Origin of the sequence: Paenibacillus sp. FSL K6-2524 (assembly GCF_038005525.1) — a bacterium.
GTDB classification, from domain to species: Bacteria; Bacillota; Bacilli; order Paenibacillales; family Paenibacillaceae; genus Fontibacillus; species Fontibacillus anaericanus.
In genome coordinates this window covers 2,369,983-2,388,812 of record NZ_JBBOSP010000001.1, presented here as the reverse complement: position 1 = coordinate 2,388,812, position 18,830 = coordinate 2,369,983, and the positions used below count along the sequence as shown (strand labels likewise).

Below are 18,830 nucleotides of genomic sequence, written 5' to 3'. Positions count from 1 at the left end.
GTGTTAATTACTACTTGATCATGATCCACGGCTGACTTTAAAATACTAACTATAATTGTACAATTTGTGAACCTGGGATTCTTGCCATGATTTCATCTACAACATGCTTGTGACAAGTCATCATAATAATTTGGTGTCTGTTTGACACCTCTTTCAGTACAGAAATTGCTCCTCCCATACGAGAAGCATCGAAATTGACAAACAAATCATCAAGTAGGATAGGGAGTTTAGCATGTCCTGAAACTGCTTCTGAAAGCGCCAATCGCATCGCCAAATATAACTGTTCTGCACTCCCTCGACTTAGATAGGTGCTTTCAATAGCTCCGTGTTCCCGATGCTCTGCCATGAGTTCTTGGCTGCCCATTTTCAGCACAATTCGGCGATATACCCCGCCCGTCATTTCGGCAAAATAACCCGATGCCATCCGTAAAACTTCTGGTTGGCGCTCTTCCTCATATATGCGCCTAACCCGCGAAATCAATTCATTACAAACCGCCATAACGGCATAATTGTCTATACTCTCACTCAATGCCGCCTTATTCTCCGCAAACCGTTGGCTCAAATCCTCTTGCTTGCAACGTGCTTCTAGACTGTCCTGCTCTTGTAGTAGCCTACCACGTTGTTCCTGGAGATTCTGCCAGTTTCTCTCCGTTTCTTCCGCTGTCTCCCTGGTCTCTTTCACCTGCCTCGAGAGTTCCTCACCCGTAAGGTTTTGTAGCAACAACTCCAATTGTTGCCTCCGCTCATCATCTAATCCACCAAACATAACTAGATCACATTGCCGGATTTCCTTCTCTAGGGTCTCACGTCTGGCTGCTATAGCTCCGCGGCGCAAATAATCTTCTCCTTCTTCAGCATGTGCCTCCGCAAGTAAATTACCCTCTAGCGTCAACACTCGACCTAAGCGGTCTTCTAACCTACCTCTTTCTTCTTCAAGAGGAGGCAATTGTATAGCCAAGATGTCTCGGCGGGATTTAATTTCTTGCTGTGCTTCCAGTTCCAGAAGCATTTTCTGTAGTTGAGAGATTACAGAGGTCCGGGCTGCTCCTTCTGGAGTCTCACGAAGAGATCGGCATCTCTCCTTAAAATCTTCATTTTCCTTCTGCATTCCAGATATCTTGTAAGATAACCCTTCAATTCGGCTCAGCAACTCCCCACCTTGTTCTGTAAGTCGGAAGACTTCCAAAGCCGCCTCTGGTGAGAGATCCCGTGGTAACTTCCGTTCCGATAGCCAAGACTCCCATTCCTGCACTAGATCATCGAAAGCAGCTTCCCGCCGGCTCAACTCTCGCTCCAAGTTCTGTAATTCATCTATCGCTGTCGTAGCTCGGCTACGACAGTTTAAGACTTCAGTCTCCAAAACTTCATACCGCTGATCCCAAAGATACCAGCCTTCCATCAGCTGACGCAGTTGACGTTCTTCAAGGTCCCAATCCTCAGGGTCCATCGAGGAGACACTACTCATGTCCTTCCCTGCCGCCGTCAATGGATGACGGATAAGCTTGGACAATAACGTACTCAATCGCGCTTCTACAGGTGATACATCTCCGGTATGTCCATTACGTCGCGAGGGATTTTTACCCTTAGCTCTCCCACCTTTGAAACCTAGCCATAAGAACAAATCAAATAAAATCATTAATCCGCCGCCAATTGCTGCATTCCAAAGTTCACCGGTTGTCATCCAGAGTCCAGTTGGAAGTACCACCGTCAGGACTGCGCCACCACCCAGTAGCCGGTAATATAACGAACGCATACGATCCTGTGTTAAAGCCTCAGCAGCCGTAGCTCTGGAGTCGAGAAGATTTGACATCGATATTTCGCGCCAGCGATCAAGCTCAAGCTTAGTTTCACTCCACAGACTGCGAATCTCAGCCCGATCTTGCGGAATTAGGACGTCAAATTGATGAAGTCCATTCAACTTACTCTCTTCCATTCTTGAGACCGCACTCGTATATGCAGATTTCAAAGAGGTAATCTCCCGTTCCTGCTTGAAACGTTCAGAGTGCAGCCGCTCCATCACTTTGTCATATTCAGCGAAACGGGATATGTACTTCCGCACGTTTTCTCGCTCACTTACCGTACCGGCAAAGTTTTGCAAATCCTCAACCCGCCATACTGGATCAATACTACGGAGACATTGGGCTAGTTGACCACGGAGAGTCAGCGCTTCCGATTCCAATTCTGCAATTTGTTTCACCCTGGATTCATACCCAGGCATAAGACCAGCTAGCGTAATTAACTCACCTGACTGACCAAGAATATCCTGATTCAAAATAAGGGAAGCCATTTCTGAGTGCAGAATTTCACACCGACGATTCGTCTCTTGAATCTCTAATAATAGCCGTTCCTTCTCACCTTGAAGTGTCTCCCAACGGATTAACCCTTGCTCTGGGAATCCTCTATGTAGGGGTAGCGCTTTGAGCTCAGTTAAGAGCGCTTCTCTTTTAAACCAGTCGGTTCTAATCTCTGCTGCCTTCTCTAGCTTGTTTGCTTCATGCAAGCTAAGGGTACGTTCTATTGTACATTTGGCCCGTTTGGCTTCCACATCTTCTAGTTCTACCAACACCTCGTTATACCGCGGCAACAGGGCCTTCGTTGCATCTGTTTCCTGACGAAGCCGATCTAAGGACTGCAGCATTTGAGCCATTTCCTGATTACGGCCACGCGGCTTGTACAATTTATCCATCTCCTGTGCCAGCTTCTTCTCACCACGAAGAACAGCGGCTCCACCGCCAATACCAGCGTGAAACAAAAACCTGCTCATCTCTTCTGACTGTAGGGCTGACACCTCTTGCAGTTCACTTAGTGACACGGCAAATAACTGCTTGAACATCTCTTTGGACATACCACCAAGTAGTTCTCGCTGCATCTCTTGTTGTGTGAGTTCCTGTAGGCGCCCATCTAAATCGCTCTTAGTGATTCGAAGTCGATCACCCCGTGTACCTGATAAAGCTCGCCCTTCTGCGTGACCAGCATAACGTTCAATACTCCAAAGAGCTCCGTCCTCTCCTTTGATCGTCAGCATTCCGCCATGTACGCTCCCCTGTGTAGGCTCGTATCGTAAGTGACCAGACGCCCGGCTCGGTATCCCAAATAATATCGCTCGAACAAAACCTAGAAGAGTACTCTTTCCTGCCTCATTGGGTCCATACAGGACAGTCACAGGTCCTTGCAGTTCCACATCAACCCCATGCAGGTGTCCGAATCCACTCACCTGTAGCTTCTCCAACCTCATAGGCCCATTCCTCCTCTGGAGTCCTCTTCTACCAATAAGGAGGATGCCAGCTCCTGTGCCCGCCGCAGCAGTTCAAGTTTGGGATTTGAATTTTCTCCTTCTTCCTTTATCAACCCTCGAAGAGTCGAATTATCCATCAATGGAGCCAATGCCGATTCCACAATTGAATCTAACAACTCAAGATCCCCCTCGGCACGAGCGGATAACCGGAATAACTCACCCAGGAAGCTGTCCTCCTGTAGTAAAGTACTAGTGTCAATATCCATTCCAGTAGCTACCTTAAACCCCGCTAACCATACGATAGAGCCAAGACTGCCTACTCCAGTTTCACTGCCCTGAAGACGTACATTCTCCCTTCTCCTCAGCTCCTGAAGTAGTTCCCCACTCTCCCGTCCGGATTGAAGTAGTGAGTGTAGCGGTCCTCTACCAGTAAACGTAATTCTTACTACCTGAAGCCTTCCTACACTATTCTCACGTAACTCTTCTATTTGTTCTTCGACTGCTTCTTTCCAGTCTTCCTCCGTCAACAAACGTTCAATCGATATCTCGATTTCACTCCACCGAATATGATCAAGCTCATGAAAAATCGGATGGGCTTCTCCGTTCTCACCCACATCTACGACATAACATCCTTTTGGTCCTGTCTCTTTTAAACTCCGACCTTGGATGTTACCAGGATAAATAATCCACGGGGATTGACTTAGAACCTGACGTTTATGAATATGTCCAAGTGCCCAATAATCATATCCTGTGTTCTGTAACTCACGTAGTGAACAAGGAGAATAAGCATCATGACCTTCTTGCCCGTCCACATTCGCATGTAGTAAGCCAATATGATACAACTTTGAAGCCGAATCCCGGCGAAATTGGAGCGACGTATTCTCCATCACAGCTGCGCTTGGATATGAAATCCCACTTACAACAGCTACGGTTTCACCATCGCTACGGCGAGTCGCATTTACGCTCTCCACCTTTGCACCAAAGATAGTCACATGCGGTGGATGGGCCAGACGTAGGCGCCTACTATTCAGCGGATCGTGGTTCCCGTGAATGACATAGACCGGGATTCCATGCTGACCCAGTCTCTCCCACGCCTCTCGTAATCTAAGCTGTGCACGGAGTGATGACTCTGAAGCATCATAAACATCTCCGCTAATGACGATAAAATCAACTTCCTCGGAAATAGCAAGGTCCACCAAACCTCCTAATGCGGCAAAGGTGGAACCTTGCAAATATTGGCGTAGTTGCTCAGGTACACCGGACATTCCCGAAAAGGGAGTATCCAGATGTAAATCAGCAGCATGAATGAATCGAAATGGTAGCATACAGTCCCACTCTTTCATTATTTGTATTGCAAATACACTTTCTTTAACTGATGGACTACGCGGTTAAGTGAATAATGGTCCTTCGCTTGATCTGAGCCACTTCGAGCCAACTCGTAACGAAAAGCTGGATCAAGGATCAATTTCTCCAGTGCCGTTGCTAGGGCAACAGGATCTTCTGGAGGGACAAGCAAACCGTTTATTCCATCTTCAATCTGCTCGGGAATTCCGCCAACTTCTGTACCTACCATAGCTAGACAACAAAGAGCTGCTTCAGCAAATACCGAACCAAACGCCTCGGCGCGTGATGGCAATACGAATATATCAAAGAAAGGCATGAACTCTTCCGGGTGAAGGGTATATCCATAAAAAATAGTTTCATCATAAATACCTAAACTTTGCGCCAACTCTTCTAATTCTTTGCGGATCGGTCCGTCACCGATAATGTGTAGCACATATGTTAATCCACGTTTTTTCAGCTCGGCACAAGCTTTCAACAAAATGTCGAGCCCCTTCGCAGGAACCAATCGACAAACAGTCACCAGTTGCGCTACCTCATTTTCATGTGGCACGGGCTTAAATCGCTTCTCATCGAAACCGTTCGGAATAATACTAATTGCCTCAGGATGGTCAACATAAGGTGATAAATAGTCCATAAAAGATCTTGAAGAAGTAAACATCCGATCACATCGATGTTCCAGTTCCTTATAAATGGAAGTCAAAAAACGATGCTCTAATCCATTCTCTTCAATCACACCGTTCAAGATCAACTCACGCTCATAGCTGGAGTGAATACTCATTAACACGGGAGTCTCAGGAAATACTTCCTTCATAACTAATCCGACTATCGGATGATGTGCATGAATGAGATCGTAGGGTTGCTGAAGACGTAGCTTCGTCCACCATAAGTAATCGCGATAAGTTTGTATATATTTTTGCACGACAGGACTTTGTTCGTACTCATGCCAATCAAAGGTGTGGAATTCCACGGACTGACTTCCCTTGTTTCGTATACGTTTAGGCAGAGAAAACATTTCCATCTCCCAGTGAGGAGGATTAAATCTGTCTTGCAAATAAGGGATCATTGAAGATACGCCTCCGGGTTGTTCCGGAGGAAAAAATAACGCCTGTAACAATTTCATAAGCGTTCTCCTTTACACTCTCTGTATTCTTGCTCGAGTCAATGGGCTTGCATCTCCATTATGCCATAGGCAGTAAAGAACATCCATTCCCCTTTCACGATGATAAGATATTTTATTCAACTAAACATTTTACGTAAGATTGTCCAATGACAGATGACCTGATTTTAACCTTTCAGGTTCATTAGTCCATACATAATTGCTACTTAAACATACAATACCGTATCCCGCTAATGACGGGGAGAACATTCCAGAATATGAGGGAGGAATTACAATGGGCGAAATTTTAGGCGGAGGCTTTACTTCCACTGGTGTTATTTTGGTGTTGTTCATCTTGCTCGTTATCGTATCTCGTGCATTCATCTAAAGGCATGATCAGCAAAAAAAGCGGAAGGACCCTGCTAAAGGGTTCTTCCGCTTTTTGCATTAATTTCACTTATTCCATGTTAACATGACTACAATCGATTCAACTATAAGCAGTATTTTTGTAGTGCTAATTTAACGCCCTCATCGTTATTTGAAGCAGTTATAGCATTCGCCGCAGCCTTCACCTCAAGTGGGGAGTTATCCATAGCAACGCCAAGGCCTGCAAATGTAAGCATCGTGAGATCATTATAGTAATTCCCGATTGCCATCACATTCTCCGCAGGAATTCCTCGCTTCTCGGCCAACTTTTTCAATGCCGCACCCTTCGAAGCTTCTTTATGCATCAAATCGATGAAAAAGTCGCCACTACGCAGCATATTAAATTCCTGCGTCCAGAGGCTCCAATCCGCATAAACCTTGTCTAGTTCTTCCATCTGTCCTGTTACCGTAAATTTAACGATAGGCTCACTCATATCAGCCCATCCTGGGAGTTCTTTCGGCACCACCATAAATTTACCATACAGATCCAAAGCTTCCTGACTAAGACCAGCTGCGCCTTGTACGTAAAGAGCAAAGGTCGTATTAACGTCGAAATGTACATTGTTCTTGTGGCAATAATCAATATAACTATCTAGACCATGTGGATTCATTGCAAACTCATGAATAATTTCCTCAGTCCGTACATCTACGGTTGCCGCCCCGTTATGAGTAATAATGTATCCTTCCAAACCCATCTGCTTCATAAAAGGAATTGAGCTACCCGGAGCTCTTCCCGTACATAACACAAATTCTGTTCCTTGTTCCGCGATCTTCTTGATTGTTTCCATCGTACCTTCTGTCAACTCATGATTATCGCTAAGTAATGTTCCATCTACGTCTAATGCAATCAGTTTGTAATTCATCTCTGTCTCCATTTCTTCTAATTATAATCCCATCCCTCCCAAACCCTCCCTTATCGTAAGGGAGGGCCCCAAGGGCCTGCTGCCCCCTGGACTCCCGCCTTAAGTAATATGGGAGTTAGAGAGGCACTCCTGCTCGCTGTCCCCTACGGGGAGTCGCTCTACGTTGGTGCAAGAGCTGCTTCCTGCGTTTTGCTTCATTGCCCCACCATCCGAGCTCTTCTTCGCTGAATCGCTACACAACGTGGTGAACAAATAGCGGAGCGAGCCGTTTGAATCTAGAGAAGCGATAGCGTTCGCCTTTACAGCCGGATTGTTACCCTGTAAGGGTTAATAAATCAGACAATCTAGCTGTAACAGCGATCGAAGGATCAAACGGCTTGCGTAGCGTCTATTATTCACCATTACTTTTTGTATTGCTTCAGCGCCTCCAGCTCGGATTCGCTTAATTCGCGAAAAGCACCCTTCGGAAGCGTCTCATCCAGTAGGAGCGGGCCCATAGAAACTCTCTTCAAGTAGATCACCTTAGAGCCAGCAGCTTGGAACATCCGCTTTACCTGGTGAAACTTCCCCTCCGAAATTGTCAAAGAAATACGGGACAATACATTCCCATCCTCCTGTGTTACCCGTTCCAGCACCTTCAAATCGGCAGGAAGAGTAACATACCCGTCATCCAGTTCGACCCCTTGCTGGAATAGTTCCACTTCACGATCCCCCACGTGGCCAAGAACATCCGCTTCATACGTTTTCGGGACATGCTTGCGTGGAGAGAGCAGATCGTGACAGAGTTGTCCATCATTGGTGAGTAGCAACAGGCCCTCGGTATCCTTGTCCAAACGCCCAACAGGAAAAGGCGAAAATACTTTAAACTTGGCTGGAAGCAAATCTATAACGGTACGATCCCGATTATCTTCAGTCGCCGATACAACACCCGGCGGCTTATGTAGCATCAGGTATACATGCTCACGATACATGACGGGCTCACCATCTACCTCAATTTGATCGCTATAAGGATTACTTTGCGTACCGCTATCTTTTAAGACAATACCGTTTAATTTTACTTTGCCCTGCTTTACCATTAGCTTGATATCTGATCTGGATCCGTATCCTAAGTGCCCTAATATTTTATCTATACGCTGTCTTTTTTTCGCTTCACTCATCTTCTTCGTCATCACCAACCTTAACCATTCCATTGAAACCCTTGGTAAACTTATGTCTATTGTATCATGGCCTCTCAAGAAAATGAAAAGAAACCCGACCCCGTCATGCAAATCGGAGAGTCGGGTTCTTCATTTACCACTATGAGCTACCTCTGACGTAGTTCATGCTTGGCGCCTCGCTGAGGCCCTCGCCGCTGTGGCACATTAGGGGAAATATCCAGCGATGTGCTCGCAACTATACGTAGAAGTTCAGCATCACAAATTTCAATCGTCAAATCATAATAATCAAAGGGTTGGTCCTGATAATGCTCCAACGCCGTAATATATGCTGAAACCTCGGTGCGAAGCTTCGTCAGATTAATTCCGAGAATATCCCCAGGATACGGTGCAAGGCGTTCAATAGAGGAACGTAACATCTTCACTCCACCCGTCACATTCCCGTTCCGGAAGTGATACAGACCAACTGCAACCTGAAGTAATCCTTTGTATAGAGGATCTTTATCTTGTTTAAGCCAAAGCTCCTCTAATACCTCGTGGCACTCAAAGTAATCGCGATCCCGGTTAAAATATATGAGGTACGCTACATAGAGCGGCTCATAACTCATCTCCTGGCTCCTTGACTTTCTTTACAGCTTTAATCTGATTTTTCACTGTGGTGAGTAAATCCTTAAGCCCATCCATGTCACGTTCTTCCCATAAGACGTTGAACTGTCGCTGAGCTTCAATCGCCTCAGATACTAAATGATAGAAGTATAGCTTGTGGATGGCAGCCAGAAGAAGTGTAATCACATTCGAATCATCTTCAAAGCTCTTCTGAGCTATCAAAATTTCCTGACGTATACTGGACATTTCATTATCTAGTACAGCAGCAGCTTCGGCTGCTTTCTTAAGTCGTCTACGCATTTCATCCGGTAAGCTCTCCCGGTATTTATAATTGAGTGAGTGCTCAATCGTCGCCCAGAAATTCATCGCAAGCGTACGGATTTGAATCTCAGCTAGCACAATCTTCTGTCCCAGAGCCGTCTGAACCGGATATTCTACGATCATATGAAAGCTACGGTACCCGCTCTCCTTATAATTCGTTATATAGTCTTTCTCAAAAAGAACCTTAAGATCTTTACGCATCCGGATATATTCTGCAACTCGGCGGATATCCTCCATGAATTGGCACATAATGCGAATTCCAGCGATATCTTCAATGCCCGTCTCCAAATCATCCATAGATACATTGAGCCGTTTGGCTTTGTCCAGAATACTCGAAATTTTCTTAACCCGACCGGTTACGAACTCGATTGGTGCGTATTCCTCACGTTTTTTGAGCTCTGATCGCATAGTTTTAAACTTGACTTTCAATTCCTCAACGGCTTGATCATAGGGTAGTAAAAATGTTCCCCAATCCCTACTGTCCATCATACCTGTGCCTCCTATCTTGTGTAACTCGGTTTAACGATGATCGGCGCCCACCGCTTCCGAAATATGGGATAATCCATCCCTACGCAACAATTCTTTCAGACCGCGATGTATCTTACGGTTAATCTCAGGACCTTCATAAATCAGCGCCGTATAAATCTCAACCAAGCTAGCCCCCGCCCGAATTTTCTCGTAAGCATCGTCAGCGGTAAAAATTCCACCTGATCCAATAATCGGTAGACGACCGGAAGTTTGGCGGTAGACACGCGATATGATCTCAGTTGATCTTTCACGTAGAGGTTTCCCGCTAAGCCCACCCATTTCCTTAGCATTACTATGGCTAAGCCCTTCACGGGATAACGTTGTATTGGTAGCGATTAAGCCAGAAACACCGCTATTTTGGATCGTATCAATCATATATTCCAACTCTGCGTCATTAACGTCAGGGGCGATCTTCACCAGTACTGATTTAGAGGACCCCGACAACGCAGCCTGCTTGGACATTTCCTTCATTACTGCATCAAGTAATACAGCAAGCTCGCTCCCATGCTGTAAATTACGCAAATCAGGTGTATTCGGTGAACTGATGTTCACCACAAAGAAATCGGCATAAGGATACAATACCGAAATGCATTTCTCGTAGTCATGATGCGCTTCTTCATTTGGCGTAACTTTATTCTTACCAATATTGACAGCGATCGGAATATGTCGTGATTTCAATGATCCTAAAGACTTAGCCATTTCTTCAGCGCCAAGATTATTAAATCCCATTCGATTGATTAGTGCCTCATCCGATGGTAAACGAAACAAACGAGGTGAGTCATTACCCGGCTGAGCCTTGGGAGTCACCGTACCTACTTCCATAAAACCAAATCCAATAGCGGAGAACCCGTCTACTGCTTCACCATTTTTATCCAAACCAGCAGCAAGGCCGACCGGAGAAGGGAAACGAAACCCAAACAAATCGGTGGATAGTTCCGGTGAGTCCGGAATACCATACATCCCACGCATCAAGCTGGTGCCCCCTGGAATTTTTGAAGCTTTATGTAGACCATTGATTACAAGATGATGAGCCGTTTCCGGATCCAATTTGAAAAATAACGGTTTTCCTAGATGACGATACAACACAATTCCACTTCACTCCGTTCTCTTTCTCATGCTCTCTATATACTATATCCAGTTTAGCGGTTTCTTCGCCAAAAGAAAAGATTAACGTTCAGGTTCAAAGAAAGTCCTACATCTATAGTAGAATTTTAAAATGAAAGCCGTTACAATAAAGATGTATATCTTGTATGACACGAGAGGGGAATGGTTTCATGTCTACCGCTAAACGTAAACCGCCGACACTTCAACAAAAAAGAGATGAGGTCAACAAAAAAGCACTCATCTGGGCAGGCTCTGTCATCGGAGCGATTGTTGTTGTAGTTACTGTCCTACTTATCGTAACGTAGTCCTAGTCAAGCCAATGATATGTTCGGTGGGGATTGCTCTGATCCTGACGATTGTCCAAAGCGAACCGTTGCTTAGGCACGTTCTCCAGATCACTTAGAATCCCCTTTCCTACCGTAACCTTCGTTCCCATCGGTATAAGATCGAATAATTCTTCAACATCCTCCCCGAACATACGGATGCAACCAAGCGATTCGTCCTTACCTATGCTGTCCGGCTCATTCGTACCATGAATCGCATAATTTGTATCCGATAATTGCATGCCTCGACTACCGAAATCCCCATCATCCCGTCCATTAGGATTCACTACCTTGTCCGATATCTTATATATACCTTCCGGGGTTCTATCGCCACCAAGCCCAACAGGATAACTTCGTAATATAACTTTACCGCTGACAACAGCCAATCTATGCTGTTTCAAATCAACAATGACTTCCAATGGTTGAGTAAAATAAGGCATTGCTCCCGCTTGTGACTTCCCTTGTTCAGTCTGAGAATTACCTGTAGTTCCCTCATCCTCGGTATGGCTATCTCCATCTAATTTCCCCATACTTTCGCTATTACGTAATTGGATTAATAAAGGCTTAAACGATTGCTTCATCACCACATCCGTACCTGCGATCCAATTGTTAGGAAACGGTTTATTCAACTCACTCAACTCAGAAGGCCAATTACCGTACTTTTCTTTATAATGTTTCATTGCCGACGAAAGTACGGCTAGCGATTCCTCTGCTGAAATCCATTGTTCAGCTAACTTTTGCAGCTTTGTAGAATCAGGTGGTGTGCAATCACAAGTTAAAGGATCGTAAGATTGAAGGGTTGTCTGCCCATTTTGCGTATTACGATCTATCCCGAATACGACAGGCATATCGTCTAACCAAATTAACCACTTCCCTATGCGTTCCATTCCTAATACATGGATAGAAGGGACATTGCTGGTTCTAACATCAAGAAGGCTACCAACAGCGTTAATCCGGTCCTCAGCATTTCCGAAGTAACCTTTGGCCGTAAAAAATGGAACATTAATCGTTGAAACCGTAGCAGGATCTTGTGACTGTTCACTTGATTCTTCGTTATATGTATCCTGGTTCCAACCCATTTGAACTCCGACTCCGAGATTTTGTTCACTTGGAGTATGAACAGAAGGCATCCAGAAGATCATCATAGCAAAGAGAAAGGACACACAGATCTTACGTACCAATCGCCCATGCTTCTCCCGTTGACGTGATTCATGCAACAGTCCGTCTCTGTATCCATCCCACATTTCCTCAGTCACTTTACTTGATTCAAATGCTTCATAGATAGTCCCGGCTTGCATATAGCAATAATGAGCTTTCCCCTCTTGCCCAGTTGCTTCATACTCTTTTCCAAGCAAGTACCAAGCCATTTTGTTATTCGGATGATTTTCTACGTATTTTTTGAGGTAAGCCGAATTTTTCATCGAAATCCTCCATAAAGTTGATATCAGATAAGTTACTCCTTATTTATATCGGCATTTAAATCCCTGTTTCAAAGAGATACAACTTATATATGTAATTTTGTGACTTAATACCTATTAACTTGCTTGACAACAAAAAGCCGACACCCGTGTAATACAGGCCTCGGCTTATTGTGAAATATCATTATCCCAGTGATACTATTTCCTTAGCCTTCTTTATTAAATGGGCTATCGGCGATTTTGATGGAATCCGTCGGGCATCCATCACATGCATCTTGAAGATCGTCGAACAAATCATCTGGAATTTCCACATTACCTTTGTTACCGTCACTGTTATAAATGACTTCAGCCAAACCTTCGTCATCATAATCATAAATATCTGGTGCCGTTGCACCGCAAGCTCCACAAGCAATGCAAGTATCTTTCTCAACCCAAGTATATTTCGCCATATTAATCTGCCTCCTGATAATAAACGGTACAAGTCCCGTGCATTATTATTAACTACACCAATATAATATAAACCGAGAGCAATTTCAATTCATTATCCAGATAATCCCATTGATAATAGTTATCATTCCTCCTGATTTTCTTGGATATCGAATTTTTGCAGTGATGTACCTCGAATTTTATGATTTCTTATCAGTGTAGACGGGTCATCTCCTAGCATTCCAGCGGTCAGAATAGCATCTTCACCAAACTTGTCACGAAGCAAATCCATTACCTTGGTGAGCGAATCCTTCTTAGGTTGTTTCTCGTAATCGAATAAATCGAGCTGCAAGGCCGCTTCCTCCTTCGGTAGAAGATTTTGCAGTGTAATACCTAATAAACGAACGGGCTTCCCCCCGCGAAAATGACGACGATACAAGTCGCAAGCTTCTCGGTATATTTCTTCAGCCGAATCTGTCACGTTGCCTAGACTTTGGGACCTCGTCACCGTTACCATATCGGGTGTTCGAATCGTAATTTGAATCGTTTGAGCCATAAGATTCTGCCTGCGAAGTCTCCGTGCTACCTGATCAGCCAGGTTGAGCATAACACGCTGGACATCCTCCATATCGCTTATATCACGCGGCATGGTTGTCGTATGACCAATGGACTTGTTCTTCTCCCGTTCTTCTATTACAGGCGAATCATCGATTCCATGTGCAGCTTGTTTCATCCAAAGGCCGTTCACTCCGAATCGCTCTATCAATAAACGTTCATCCGTCGCAGCTAACTGACCTATTGTATAGATAGACATCCGTTTTAATTTTTCCGCTGTCTTTTTACCGATGCCGAACAGATCATTACATGGCTTGTCCCATAATAACTGAGGCACATCTCGAAGCCTTAATACTGTAATCCCTCGGGGCTTCTTCATATCAGAGGCCATTTTAGCTAGCAACTTGTTAGGTGCGATCCCAATGGAACAAGGTAATCCCAGTTCACTGGCAACCCGTGATTGAATTTCATGGGCAATTTCCAAAGGAGTACCGAACTGTTTGGAACCCGTAATATCTAAATAACATTCGTCTATGGACACTGCCTGTAAGAGAGGTGTATAACCGTATGCTATAGCCATAAATGCTTTGGAGTATTTACGGTATAGATGAAAGTCAGGAGAAATTACAATTAATTGTGGACATTTCTTCATTCCCTGACTGACTGTCATTCCCGTAGAGATACCCAATCTGCGAGCCGTATAGGAACAAGTCACAATGACACCCTTACGGAGTTCCACACTACCGGCTACCGCCGTCGGTTGATCCTTATATTTCTCTGGTTCCTCCGCTTCATGGACAGAACAATAGAAGGCATTCATATCAACATGAAGAACAACTCTACCTTTAGTAGGGTAATAATCCTCAACATTTCTCATGAGCGTTCCCTCATTTTTCATGGGTTACTGTTAGTGTCAGCATACCTTTTTTAGATTTAACAGGTCAATATGGTCATATGCAAAATAATAAAAAGCATGTTACATTACATTAACAGATGATATAATTAGAAAATTATTATTCAGAGCTTACAATCTGAGAACATCCAAAGGAGGGTACTTCCATTATGTCAAAGGCCTTATCTATCTTCGATACTACGCTTCGCGACGGAACTCAAGGAGAAGGCATCAGTCTGTCCGTGGACGATAAGTTGAAGATTGCCAGGAAACTGGATCAATTGGGTGTTCATTATATTGAAGGCGGCATCCCGGGAAGCAACAATAAAGATATTGAGTTTTTCAATAGGGTTAAAGAGCTTGGTCTTTCGGCAAAGATCACAGCATTTGGAAGCACTCGCCGTAAAGATAGCAATACCGAGCTTGATTCTAACCTGAACAGCTTGATCCAATCAGGCGCACAAGCCGCTACGTTGGTCGGTAAATCGTGGGACTTCCACGTACATACCGCTCTCCAAACATCACTTGAAGAAAATCTTGCCATGATTTACGATTCTATCGCTTATTTGAAACGCAAAGGTCTTGAAGTTATTTTCGATGCTGAGCACTTCTTTGACGGCTATAAGAACAATCCAGAATATGCACTCGCCGTTATGCGCAAAGCAGAAGAAGCCGGGGCGGATTGGCTTACCATGTGCGATACAAATGGAGGATCTCTTCCTCACGAAGTTCATGACATCGTTACCGTACTGGCTGGACAGGTTACCACCTCCAGAATCGGTATTCACACACATAATGACTGTGAATTAGCTGTCGCTAACTCCATCAGCGCAGTTCGCGCTGGAGCGGAGCAAATTCAAGGCACGATGAACGGATATGGTGAGCGATGTGGTAACGCTAATCTCTGTTCCGTCATCCCTAGTTTGCAACTGAAGCTCGGTTACAACATTTTGGAAGCCGACCAACTCAAACAATTGACGAGTACCGCACGCTATATCAGTGAGATTGCTAATGTGAATATGCCTATTAACCAACCCTATGTCGGATCCTCAGCATTTGCCCATAAAGGCGGGATTCATGTATCTGCGATCCTTCGCGATTCACGAACTTATGAGCATATCGCTCCGGAAACTGTAGGAAATCAGCAGCGCATACTGGTCTCTGAGCTCGCTGGACAGAGTAATATTTTATCCAAAGCTCAGGGAATGGGCATTGAACTTCGCTCGGATAACGATAGCACTCGCGAAGTAATGTCTAAGATCAAAGACATGGAACATGAGGGATACCAATTCGAAGGAGCAGACGCTTCCTTAGAACTACTTCTGCGTCAAGCTAACGGTGAGCTCAAAGAATTATTTACCTTCGAATCGTTTAAAATGTTGGTAGAGAAATCTGCCGATAAACCCGTTGTCTCTGAAGCTTTTGTTAAGTTGAACATCGACGGGGCAAGCGTCTATACAGCTGCCGAAGGAAATGGACCTGTGAATGCTCTAGATAATGCACTTCGCAAAGCACTGATAAGCTATTATCCTGGATTACAGAACATTCACTTATCCGACTATAAAGTTCGTGTCTTAGACGACAAAGAGGCTACGGCTTCCAAGGTAAGAGTGCTCATCGAATCCAAAGATGCCGCTAACTCGTGGAACACTGTCGGAGTATCAGGCAATGTAATTGAAGCGAGCTGGGAAGCATTAGTCGATAGTCTCCGTTATGCCCTATTGCGACAAACGAAGCGAGAAGATTATGAAGAGATCCCCTCGGCCGGCCGGGGTTTAATTAATCATTAATTATGAAGAAGGGGACACCTAGTTGGTATAGGTATCCCCTTTTTTAATTTCTAATCTAACAACTTTTTAAGTTTAGCTTCCAATTCATCCGCGGGTAGAATGCCAATAATTAGGTCTTGTATGACTCCATCCTTATCCACAAGCACATTCGTCGGAAAAGCCGCTCCGTTAAATTTACGAAACACTTCCTCCTTCTCATCTAATAGAACCGGAAAGGTATAACCATACTGCTCCACGAACTTTTTAACGTTGTCCAATTTGTCGTACATCGTAACATTCACAGCGTATACATCAAGCTGGTCATTATATTTATTTGCCAGAGTAACCAAATCTGGAGCCTCTTCCTTGCATGGATCACACCAAGATGCCCAGAAATTTATCAGGAGCGGCTTATCACGTTTTCCTCCCACTTGATACGTCTTTCCATCCAATCCTACGAGTGAAAATTCTGGTGACAACGTCCCTGGCTTAGGCGCTCCCTGGGCAGCGTTAGCAATTAAAGATTCGCTAGTTTGATTTAATGTCGCCTCAGATTTGTCGTTAGCCTTTAGAAAAGACAACAGTCCTTTACCACTATTTCCATACAAAGCCGCTCCAATCAGCAGGACAAGAGCCACCATAATCCATCTATTTCGGTTCATTTAACAACGTCCTTTATGTTAATGTGAGTTTATTAACAATTCTAATGGTTATTGTACCCTTTTTTCGTAAAAGGTTTCAATTCAGAACATTTTCGCCAAAAAGTAATTCAGTGATTAGATTTCCCTATATCTATTTGGCTCACTTATACAAAACAAAAAGCCGTCCGAAAATTCGAACGACTTCAAAATGTGTGGTTATAAAGTAGATCAACAATAAAATGGGTTATTCAGCCTCCATGAGGCTCGTCCCGTAATCAACAAATGATTATGGAACTATCCTTAATTTTTACTTAAATAGGCATACAGATCACCTAAAGTGATGACTCCTCTATCTCTTAACTGCCGGATTAGAACAATCCATAACTCGGCAGTCATTTTAGAGTCCTCTAAAGCATGATGCCGCTGTGTAACAGGGATCTCATAAATCGCTAACCAATCATCAAGTCCTGATTTGCCTTGTTCTGGCTCCAATTTTCGAGCAATCATCATCGTATCCAATACGCGATGTCCTAAATGAGCCTTTGTTGTCTTCCACAATGCCACATCTAGAAACGCTTTATCATGGGCACTACCATGCGCAATCAAGACTCGATCATCAACAAATGACATAAATCCCCGTAATGCTTCCAACAGTTCCGGAGCATCTTGAACCATTTCCTGAGTAATGCCAGTCAAGTCAATAATTCGCTCTGGTATCGTACAAGCAGGCCGAGCCAGAGAATAATATACCTCTTGGCTAATCTTCTCTCCCTCAACTTTAACTGCCCCAAACGACAATATTTCATCTCCATAATGATAATGAAACCCTGTAGTTTCTAGATCAAACACTGCAGTCTTCAATTCAGTAAGCGGTACGCTTAACGTTTCAGGTCTCCGCTGGCCTTTGGTTAATGAACGAACAAATGCGATTTGTTGTGCACTGGGAGCCCCAAGCATAGATGCTAACCGCGGTGAACCCCCACCATTTTTTATTGTATCCCAGAACCCTCCATTCCCCTTCATCGGTTCCTTCATAACCAGTTCCTTTCCGCATACCGATGTTGCCGCTGTAACGTACGATACATTTGCCTCACCGTACCTAGTGCTTCTCGAAGCTCAAATTTAATTTCTTTCTGTTTGATCATACTCTGAGACAAGTAATGTGTCCCAGTCAAGAAGCCATTAACTTCCGCTTCAGGCACAAGCGACCTTAATCTAACTGCTGTATCAAAGGCTTTGCGACAAGAATCTAACCATCGGACCGGAACTGCTTCAAGCTGGTCTAGTTGCGATATTCTCTCCCAAGTAGAAGAGGATTGGATTCCATAATGCAACGCTAAGTAACGGATCGCATTCACAAGTGGGATATACAAACCATACTTAACATCGAAATCTCCTGCATGTTCTCCCGATTGTTCCGTTATTACCTGACCTAGCACATTAATCGCAGCTTTATGCCGGACCGTATTACGCAGAACTGCTGCACAAAGGTCATTATCTGGATCACCATTTTGTGCCATAATTGTTGTAATAGAGCGTCTGATTGCCGATGATAGCCCCTGATCCCCTGATATATGCCGTATATCTGCTGCGATCATTAAATAACGAACTTGTTCCCATCCACGCAGGCTACTCCAGTACAGCAATTGCTTCTCCCAATCCCTAACACTTTTTCGCCACAATGGATTTGATATCATTACGTTTCCAGGACATAGCGGGTAACCAACCCCTTCCAGTACATTCGAAAGCTTCTGCCCGAATCTTTCAAAATAAAGGGTCATCTCTTGCTCACTAACGTTCCCATCTCCAATGATTAGCCCGTTATCCTGATCACTCCACAGCGTTTGTTCACCGCGTCCAGCACTGCCAAAAGTTATAAAGGCGTAAGGAGCCGGAGGGGAGCCGAACCCTTCCTGAATAAGCTCCTCTTCGCAAAGTACTACAGCTCTGGACATGATGGCATCATGCATATCATTAACGATATGATCCCATTTCTGAATGGGCATGGTAGAAAATATCCCATATAATTCTGTTTGTTTGTTTATACGGGCCATCTTCAACAATTCAGGAGAGGAGGCCGACGAGATCGTTGTAAAACTAACGTTATCGGGGTCTATTCTTTGGCTCAT

Annotated in this window: 17 protein-coding genes; 3 read left to right on the top strand and 14 right to left on the bottom strand. The window is 44.3% G+C overall.

The window, feature by feature from the left end; translation table 11 throughout:
* Nucleotides 1-49 precede the first annotated feature (49 nt).
* The 3 genes from NST85_RS10620 to NST85_RS10610 are packed head-to-tail and all read right to left on the bottom strand — an operon-like array spanning nt 50 to nt 5,699.
* A complete protein-coding gene (locus NST85_RS10620) occupies nt 50-3,235 on the bottom strand; it encodes an AAA family ATPase (RefSeq protein ID WP_341189263.1) in 3,186 nt (1,061 codons plus the stop codon).
* A complete protein-coding gene (locus NST85_RS10615) occupies nt 3,232-4,578 on the bottom strand; it encodes a metallophosphoesterase family protein (RefSeq protein WP_341189262.1) in 1,347 nt (448 codons plus the stop codon). The genes NST85_RS10620 and NST85_RS10615 overlap by 4 nt, the downstream gene beginning before the upstream one ends.
* The gene (locus NST85_RS10610; protein WP_307393287.1) at nt 4,578-5,699 is read right to left on the bottom strand and encodes a glycosyltransferase family 4 protein; all 1,122 of its coding nucleotides are present in this window, start codon (nt 5,697-5,699) and stop codon (nt 4,578-4,580) included. Before NST85_RS10610 ends, NST85_RS10615 begins: the two co-directional genes overlap by 1 nt.
* Before the next feature lie 271 nt (nt 5,700-5,970).
* Between NST85_RS10610 and NST85_RS10605 the strand changes: the two genes are divergently transcribed.
* A complete protein-coding gene (locus tag NST85_RS10605; protein WP_211350208.1) occupies nt 5,971-6,063 on the top strand; it encodes a YjcZ family sporulation protein in 93 nt (30 codons plus the stop codon).
* A gap of 103 nt (nt 6,064-6,166) precedes the next feature.
* Here NST85_RS10605 and NST85_RS10600 read toward each other — a convergent pair whose 3' ends face one another.
* From NST85_RS10600 to NST85_RS10580, 5 genes are all read right to left on the bottom strand, one after another.
* Nucleotides 6,167-6,964: a Cof-type HAD-IIB family hydrolase gene (locus NST85_RS10600; RefSeq protein ID WP_341189261.1), complete on the bottom strand. Its 798-nt coding sequence runs from the start codon at nt 6,962-6,964 to the stop codon at nt 6,167-6,169.
* Nucleotides 6,965-7,365: 401 nt separating this feature from the next.
* Nucleotides 7,366-8,121: a pseudouridine synthase gene (locus NST85_RS10595; protein ID WP_341189260.1), complete on the bottom strand. Its 756-nt coding sequence runs from the start codon at nt 8,119-8,121 to the stop codon at nt 7,366-7,368.
* A 146-nt stretch (nt 8,122-8,267) separates the two neighbouring features.
* Nucleotides 8,268-8,726: a DUF309 domain-containing protein gene (locus NST85_RS10590; RefSeq protein ID WP_341189259.1), complete on the bottom strand. Its 459-nt coding sequence runs from the start codon at nt 8,724-8,726 to the stop codon at nt 8,268-8,270.
* The gene (locus NST85_RS10585) at nt 8,716-9,531 is read right to left on the bottom strand and encodes a GTP pyrophosphokinase (protein WP_341191098.1); all 816 of its coding nucleotides are present in this window, start codon (nt 9,529-9,531) and stop codon (nt 8,716-8,718) included. The genes NST85_RS10590 and NST85_RS10585 overlap by 11 nt, the downstream gene beginning before the upstream one ends.
* 33 nt (nt 9,532-9,564) lie before the next feature.
* A complete protein-coding gene (locus tag NST85_RS10580; RefSeq protein ID WP_341189258.1) occupies nt 9,565-10,659 on the bottom strand; it encodes a quinone-dependent dihydroorotate dehydrogenase in 1,095 nt (364 codons plus the stop codon).
* 188 nt (nt 10,660-10,847) lie between these two features.
* Between NST85_RS10580 and NST85_RS10575 the strand changes: the two genes are divergently transcribed.
* Complete coding sequence (locus NST85_RS10575; protein WP_281278206.1) at nt 10,848-10,982, top strand: hypothetical protein; 135 nt, start codon at nt 10,848-10,850, stop codon at nt 10,980-10,982.
* A gap of 2 nt (nt 10,983-10,984) precedes the next feature.
* Here NST85_RS10575 and NST85_RS10570 read toward each other — a convergent pair whose 3' ends face one another.
* From NST85_RS10570 to NST85_RS10560, 3 genes are all read right to left on the bottom strand, one after another.
* Nucleotides 10,985-12,421: a L,D-transpeptidase family protein gene (locus NST85_RS10570; protein WP_341189257.1), complete on the bottom strand. Its 1,437-nt coding sequence runs from the start codon at nt 12,419-12,421 to the stop codon at nt 10,985-10,987.
* Nucleotides 12,422-12,624: 203 nt separating this feature from the next.
* Nucleotides 12,625-12,867, bottom strand: coding sequence for a ferredoxin (locus NST85_RS10565; protein WP_127193826.1), 243 nt, complete (start codon nt 12,865-12,867; stop codon nt 12,625-12,627).
* 122 nt (nt 12,868-12,989) lie between these two features.
* Nucleotides 12,990-14,276 (bottom strand): DNA polymerase IV, encoded by a 1,287-nt coding sequence (locus NST85_RS10560; protein WP_341189256.1) that lies wholly within the window; start codon nt 14,274-14,276, stop codon nt 12,990-12,992.
* 185 nt (nt 14,277-14,461) lie between these two features.
* On the opposite strand from NST85_RS10560, the gene cimA reads away from it, so the two are divergent.
* Nucleotides 14,462-16,081, top strand: a complete 1,620-nt coding sequence (gene cimA / locus NST85_RS10555; RefSeq protein ID WP_307393313.1) for a citramalate synthase — start codon at nt 14,462-14,464, stop codon at nt 16,079-16,081.
* Between the two features lie 50 nt (nt 16,082-16,131).
* Here cimA and NST85_RS10550 read toward each other — a convergent pair whose 3' ends face one another.
* The 3 genes from NST85_RS10550 to NST85_RS10540 all read right to left on the bottom strand — a co-directional run bounded on the left by NST85_RS10550 (nt 16,132) and on the right by NST85_RS10540 (nt 18,830).
* Complete coding sequence (locus NST85_RS10550; protein ID WP_341189255.1) at nt 16,132-16,722, bottom strand: TlpA family protein disulfide reductase; 591 nt, start codon at nt 16,720-16,722, stop codon at nt 16,132-16,134.
* Nucleotides 16,723-17,001: 279 nt separating this feature from the next.
* On the bottom strand, nt 17,002-17,736 hold the full coding sequence (locus NST85_RS10545) for an exonuclease domain-containing protein (RefSeq protein ID WP_341189254.1): 735 nt from the start codon (nt 17,734-17,736) through the stop codon (nt 17,002-17,004).
* Entirely contained in the window at nt 17,733-18,830 is a 1,098-nt protein-coding gene (locus NST85_RS10540) for a DUF294 nucleotidyltransferase-like domain-containing protein (protein WP_341189253.1), read from the bottom strand. Before NST85_RS10540 ends, NST85_RS10545 begins: the two co-directional genes overlap by 4 nt.

Coding starts and splice junctions, on each gene's coding strand:
- NST85_RS10620 (WP_341189263.1), bottom strand. CDS start 3,235: ATGAGGTTGGAGAAGCTACAGGTGAGTGGATTCGGACACCTGCATGGG.
- NST85_RS10615 (WP_341189262.1), bottom strand. CDS start 4,578: ATGAAAGAGTGGGACTGTATGCTACCATTTCGATTCATTCATGCTGCT.
- NST85_RS10610 (WP_307393287.1), bottom strand. CDS start 5,699: ATGAAATTGTTACAGGCGTTATTTTTTCCTCCGGAACAACCCGGAGGC.
- NST85_RS10605 (WP_211350208.1), top strand. CDS start 5,971: ATGGGCGAAATTTTAGGCGGAGGCTTTACTTCCACTGGTGTTATTTTG.
- NST85_RS10600 (WP_341189261.1), bottom strand. CDS start 6,964: ATGAATTACAAACTGATTGCATTAGACGTAGATGGAACATTACTTAGC.
- NST85_RS10595 (WP_341189260.1), bottom strand. CDS start 8,121: ATGAGTGAAGCGAAAAAAAGACAGCGTATAGATAAAATATTAGGGCAC.
- NST85_RS10590 (WP_341189259.1), bottom strand. CDS start 8,726: ATGAGTTATGAGCCGCTCTATGTAGCGTACCTCATATATTTTAACCGG.
- NST85_RS10585 (WP_341191098.1), bottom strand. CDS start 9,531: ATGGACAGTAGGGATTGGGGAACATTTTTACTACCCTATGATCAAGCC.
- NST85_RS10575 (WP_281278206.1), top strand. CDS start 10,848: ATGTCTACCGCTAAACGTAAACCGCCGACACTTCAACAAAAAAGAGAT.
- NST85_RS10570 (WP_341189257.1), bottom strand. CDS start 12,421: ATGAAAAATTCGGCTTACCTCAAAAAATACGTAGAAAATCATCCGAAT.
- NST85_RS10565 (WP_127193826.1), bottom strand. CDS start 12,867: ATGGCGAAATATACTTGGGTTGAGAAAGATACTTGCATTGCTTGTGGA.
- NST85_RS10560 (WP_341189256.1), bottom strand. CDS start 14,276: ATGAGAAATGTTGAGGATTATTACCCTACTAAAGGTAGAGTTGTTCTT.
- cimA (WP_307393313.1), top strand. CDS start 14,462: ATGTCAAAGGCCTTATCTATCTTCGATACTACGCTTCGCGACGGAACT.
- NST85_RS10550 (WP_341189255.1), bottom strand. CDS start 16,722: ATGAACCGAAATAGATGGATTATGGTGGCTCTTGTCCTGCTGATTGGA.
- NST85_RS10545 (WP_341189254.1), bottom strand. CDS start 17,736: ATGAAGGAACCGATGAAGGGGAATGGAGGGTTCTGGGATACAATAAAA.
- NST85_RS10540 (WP_341189253.1), bottom strand. CDS start 18,830: ATGAGCCAAAGAATAGACCCCGATAACGTTAGTTTTACAACGATCTCG.